We start from the raw sequence: 4,759 nt of genomic DNA on the forward strand, positions 1-4,759 counted from the left end.
TTTGTCATCAGTCTGAAATCTCTATTGGAGATTTTATGAACCTTTGGCAGAAAACGTGAAATAGTGGTAGGATATGCCTATTTTCATCATAAAAAATCATAATCTAATGAAAGATATTTTACGAATTGCAACTCGCCAAAGCCCATTAGCTTTATGGCAAGCAAATTTTGTTAAACAGGCTTTGGAGCAACATTTTCCTGAATTATCAGTAGAGCTTGTAACAATGGTGACCAAAGGCGATATTATCCTTGATACCCCTTTAGCAAAAATTGGTGGTAAAGGTTTATTTGTTAAAGAATTAGAACTTGCCTTGTTAGAAAATCGAGCCGATTTAGCTGTTCATTCAATGAAAGATGTTCCAATGGCTTTCCCTGAAGGACTAGGGCTTGCTGTTATTTGTGAACGTGAAGATCCACGAGATGCGTTTGTGTCAAATCATTATGCTAGTTTAGATGAGTTACCGTCAGGGGCAATTGTGGGGACATCAAGCCTACGTCGTCAATGTCAGCTAATGGCATCTTATCCACATTTACAGGTAAAGTCTCTGCGTGGCAATGTTGGAACTCGTTTAAGCAAGTTAGATAATGGAGAGTATGATGCAATCATTTTAGCATCAGCGGGGTTAATTCGTTTAGGAATACCAGAGCGTATTCGTTGTTTTATATCTACTGAGCAATCCTTGCCTGCGGCAGGACAAGGTGCAGTTGGTATTGAAACACGCTTAAATGATGAACGTGTTCTATCCTATATCAGCATTCTTAACCATTCTCAAACAGCTTATTGTGTAACTGCAGAACGTGCAATGAATACTCGCTTACAAGGTGGCTGCCAAGTGCCGATTGGTGGTTTTGCGGAATTACAAGGTGAAACGCTCACTTTACGAGCATTAGTCGGTAGCCTAGATGGTTCAACTATTATTCGTGCATCTGCATCTGCACCAGTTCAAGACGCGGAAAAGCTAGGAATAGAGATTGCTGAAAAATTACTAGCACAAGGTGCAGATAAAATTTTACAAGAAATCTATCAAGACTAAGTGATGAATGTATTAGTAACACGCCCTGATTTACGCGGGGAAAAATTAACAGAACTGCTTGTAGAACAAGGTCTATTTGCAATTCATCAACCATTATTTATGGTTGAGAGTGGCAGAGAACTTCCGCTTTTACCTTCTGCATTAGGGCGATTAAATTCGGGTGATTATGTTTTTGCTGTGTCTAAGAATGCGGTAGATTTTGCTACACAAACATTAAATGAAACAGGCTTTGCTTGGCGATCAGATCTAATGTATTTTGCGGTAGGGCAAAGTTCTGCTAATTATTTTTCCGCAAAGAGCGAACAAGCGGTGCGTTATCCGTTACAATCTGAAAATAGCGAAGGGTTGTTAGCTTTACCTGAAATGCAACTGTTACAAGATAAAAATATCTTAATTTTAAGAGCAAATACTGGGCGTGAATTTTTTACAGAGCAAGCTATTCATCGTGGTGCAAAAGTACAGACATTGGAATGCTATCAGCGTATTGAGTCTGCTGAAAATTTGTCGGAAAAAATTAGTCTTGCAAAACGAGTTGGCGTAGATACTATTATCGCAACCAGTGCAGAAATTTTATCGCTGTTAGTAGAAAAAACATTGGAAACGGAACAAGAGTGGCTTTTTAGTTGTCGCATTCTTGTTGTGGGTGAGCGGTTAGCTAACATTGCCAAGCGTTTGGGGTGGCAACAAGAACGTATTATAGTGTCTAAGAAAGCGGACAATATGACTTTATTAGAAACACTTTTAACACATCATCAATCTTAACTTAAAAGGTGGGAGTTATGTCTAAACAGAACAAAAAGCAAAGAGCTGCTGATGCACAGCAGATCGATTTAGCCAAAGTAGAAGAACAGGTTGAAATTGAACCGAATTCTGAAACACCACAAATTGAACAGCAAGAAAATTCAGAGAAGATTGAGCAACAAGTCGAACAACAAGCGGTTACATCAGAAGATCATTTTGCAAAAGAAACGGAGAATGTTACCGCTTCCGAGCAGTTAGAGAAAAAAGTAGAAGAGGATTCTAAAGTGGAAGAAGTTAAACCTAGTCAAGAAAAGCAAGAAAAGCAAAAATCAGGTGGTAAAGCTATTGCAGTTTTAGCCTTATTGATTGCATTGGGTATTGGCGGAGCAGGGCATTTCTTTGCGAATAAGAAATTTGCTGAAGTTGAGGCTCAAATTGAAACGTTAAAACAGCAGGTTGGAAATGCAAAAGTACCATCAACAAGTACACAAACAGCGGTAGAGTTACCTAATTTTGATGCAGAAAAAGCGCAACTAGCTCAATTAACTACTGATTATCAAAAATCATTAGATAAAATTGCTCAGTTAGAGCGTGAGCAATCTAATTATACTCAACAAATCAATGGTTTACAGCTACAACTACAAAAACTAGGTTCAACTCCAAAAGCGGATACGAGTGCGTGGTTATTATCTGATGCAGATTTCTTATTGAATAATGCTCTACGCAAAATGGTGTTAGATAATGATATTGATACCGCTAAAAATTTACTCGTTGAAGCGGACAATGTATTAAGTCAAGTAACCAGTAGTAATGTTCAGGCTATTCGTGATGCGATTAAAGCTGATCTTAAACAGATCGCAAGTGTAAATAAGGTCGATCAAAATAATTTGATGCAGCGTTTAGCACAATTAGCAAATAGTGTTGATGATATGCCAATGCTAGATAATGACTCTCTTTCTTCCCAAGATAATGGCGAGGTAAGCGATTCATTAGCCGATTGGCAGAAAAATATTGAGAAAAGTGCAGATTCTTTCTTAAGCCACTTTATTCGTGTAAGTGATAAAAATAAAGCGAATGAAAAAGCCTTTATCGCACCGAATCAAGAAATTTATTTAAGAGAAAACATTCGTTTACGCTTACAAATTGCAATTTTAGCCGTACCACGTCAGCAAAATGAATTGTATAAACAATCTTTAGAAGCGGTGGGAACTTGGGTAAGAAGTTATTTTGATGTGCAAAATAACAATGTGAAACAGTTCTTAAAAGAAATTGATGATTTAATTGAGCAGTCTATTTATATTGATGCTCCAAATCGTTTACAAAGCCTAAATTTATTAGAACAGGCATTGAATAAAGCACCTGAGCCAGTACAAAAAATTCAACTTGATTCGGATAAAACACTAGAACAGCTTAAAGTTGAAGAAGCGAAAGTGGAAAAAACAGCAGAAGAAAACGTGTCTGAACAAGCCACAGAGCAACCAGCGAACAATGCTGAGCAACCTGCGAACGCACAATAGGAGGTTATGATGTTTCGTGTTCTCTTTTTAATGCTATTAGTGCTAGCTGGATTGATTTTAGCACCTTATATGGCGGGTAGCCAAGGTTATGTCCGTATTGAAACAGGTAGTAAGATTTTTGAGATGAGCTTAGTAATGCTCATTGTATTCTTCGCTATTTCTATGGCTACGGTCTATTTATTAGAATGGGTCGTTACTCGCTTTTTCCGTTTAAGTCGAGGTTCTTATCAATGGTTTGGTAATCGCAAACGTAAATTAGCACAAAAACAAACCTTAGAAGGTTTGATGAAAATGACAGAAGGCGACTACTCAAAAGCAGAGAAATTGATCAGTAAAAATGCAATGCACTCTGATGAGCCTGTTTTAAACTTTATTAAAGCCGCTGAAGCAGCTCAACAACGTGGTGATGATTTAGCTGCCAATAAACATCTTTTAGAAGCATCAAAAATTGCAGGTCCAAATAGTATCGCTGTTGAAATTGCAAGAACTCGCATTTTATTGCAACAAGGAAAATTACCAGCAGCTCGTAGCTCCGTTGATAGCTTATTAGTGCTTGCACCAAATAACATTGATGCTTTACGTTTAGCGATTGAAATTTACCAAAAATCGAAAGCGTATAAAGCGTTAGATAATGTGTTAGATGTCATTGGTAAACGTAGTTTCTTATCTGCTGAAGAGTATGAAGCCTTAGAGCATCAAGTAGAAGATGGATTACTCGATGAGATAATGAATGAAGAGGGTCAGGAAGGGCTACTCGCTTGGTGGGATAATCAACCAAGTAATCGTCGTCGCTCAGTCTATTTGAGAACAGCATTGATTAAGCGTTTATTAGACACTAATGATCATCAATCAGCAGCAGAAATTGCTCTCGAAACGGTTAAGAAATCAGAAGATGAGCAGTTACAACCACTCTTTAAAGAGTTAACTCGCTTACAAATTGATGAGCATAGTAAATTGTTAAAAGTACTTGCTAAACGCTATGCTAAAGCGGCTGAACATTACCAAGATGATTATGCTCGTGCATTAGGTTATATTTATGCAAGAGAAGGGCTATTTGCTCAAGCTAAAGGTTATTTTGTTCAAGTATTAGAACATAAGGAATGTACAGCAAACGATCGCATTATGGCACTCTATGTCGCAGAACAAACGCACGATGCAGAATTAGTCGCTCGTATTCGACAAGATAATCTGAAAGAAGTTAATGTTTCTGTGAATGAAGAACCTGTTCTTTCATTACCAGAAAATGTAGAGCCTAAAGCATAATTATTCTCTATGAACAAGCGGGCAGATTGGTAAAACTTTTTACGAATCTGCCCGCTTTTTCTCATCTATTTGATCGATAAGAAAGTAGGTGTAATGGACAAAATAGTTGCTGATTTACCCATTACACGTTCAAGTGGACAAAATAGTTGCTAATAATATTTTTCTTATGTTGTTAGCAACTCTTTTTATTCAAAAAATCCTTTAT

Annotated in this window: 4 protein-coding genes; all 4 read left to right on the plus strand. The window is 37.4% G+C overall.

Annotated features, from left to right (window positions below; all coding sequences use genetic code 11):
- Nucleotides 1–106: 106 nt before the first annotated feature.
- The 4 genes from hemC to A1D25_RS07590 are packed head-to-tail and all read left to right on the plus strand — an operon-like array spanning nucleotide 107 to nucleotide 4,554.
- Entirely contained in the window at nucleotides 107–1,033 is a 927-nt protein-coding gene (gene hemC / locus A1D25_RS07575; protein ID WP_157395089.1) for a hydroxymethylbilane synthase, read from the plus strand.
- 3 nt (nucleotides 1,034–1,036) lie between these two features.
- Nucleotides 1,037–1,795 carry a uroporphyrinogen-III synthase gene (locus tag A1D25_RS07580; protein ID WP_157395091.1) on the plus strand — a complete coding sequence of 253 codons (759 nt, stop codon included), beginning with the start codon at nucleotides 1,037–1,039 and terminating at the stop codon, nucleotides 1,793–1,795.
- Between the two features lie 17 nt (nucleotides 1,796–1,812).
- On the plus strand, nucleotides 1,813–3,291 hold the full coding sequence (locus A1D25_RS07585; RefSeq protein ID WP_157395090.1) for a uroporphyrinogen-III C-methyltransferase: 1,479 nt from the start codon (nucleotides 1,813–1,815) through the stop codon (nucleotides 3,289–3,291).
- A gap of 9 nt (nucleotides 3,292–3,300) precedes the next feature.
- The gene (locus A1D25_RS07590; protein ID WP_157395092.1) at nucleotides 3,301–4,554 is read left to right on the plus strand and encodes a heme biosynthesis protein HemY; all 1,254 of its coding nucleotides are present in this window, start codon (nucleotides 3,301–3,303) and stop codon (nucleotides 4,552–4,554) included.
- Nucleotides 4,555–4,759 lie beyond the last annotated feature (205 nt).

Source organism: Ursidibacter arcticus (assembly GCF_009761375.1).
GTDB classification, from domain to species: domain Bacteria; phylum Pseudomonadota; class Gammaproteobacteria; order Enterobacterales; family Pasteurellaceae; genus Ursidibacter; species Ursidibacter arcticus.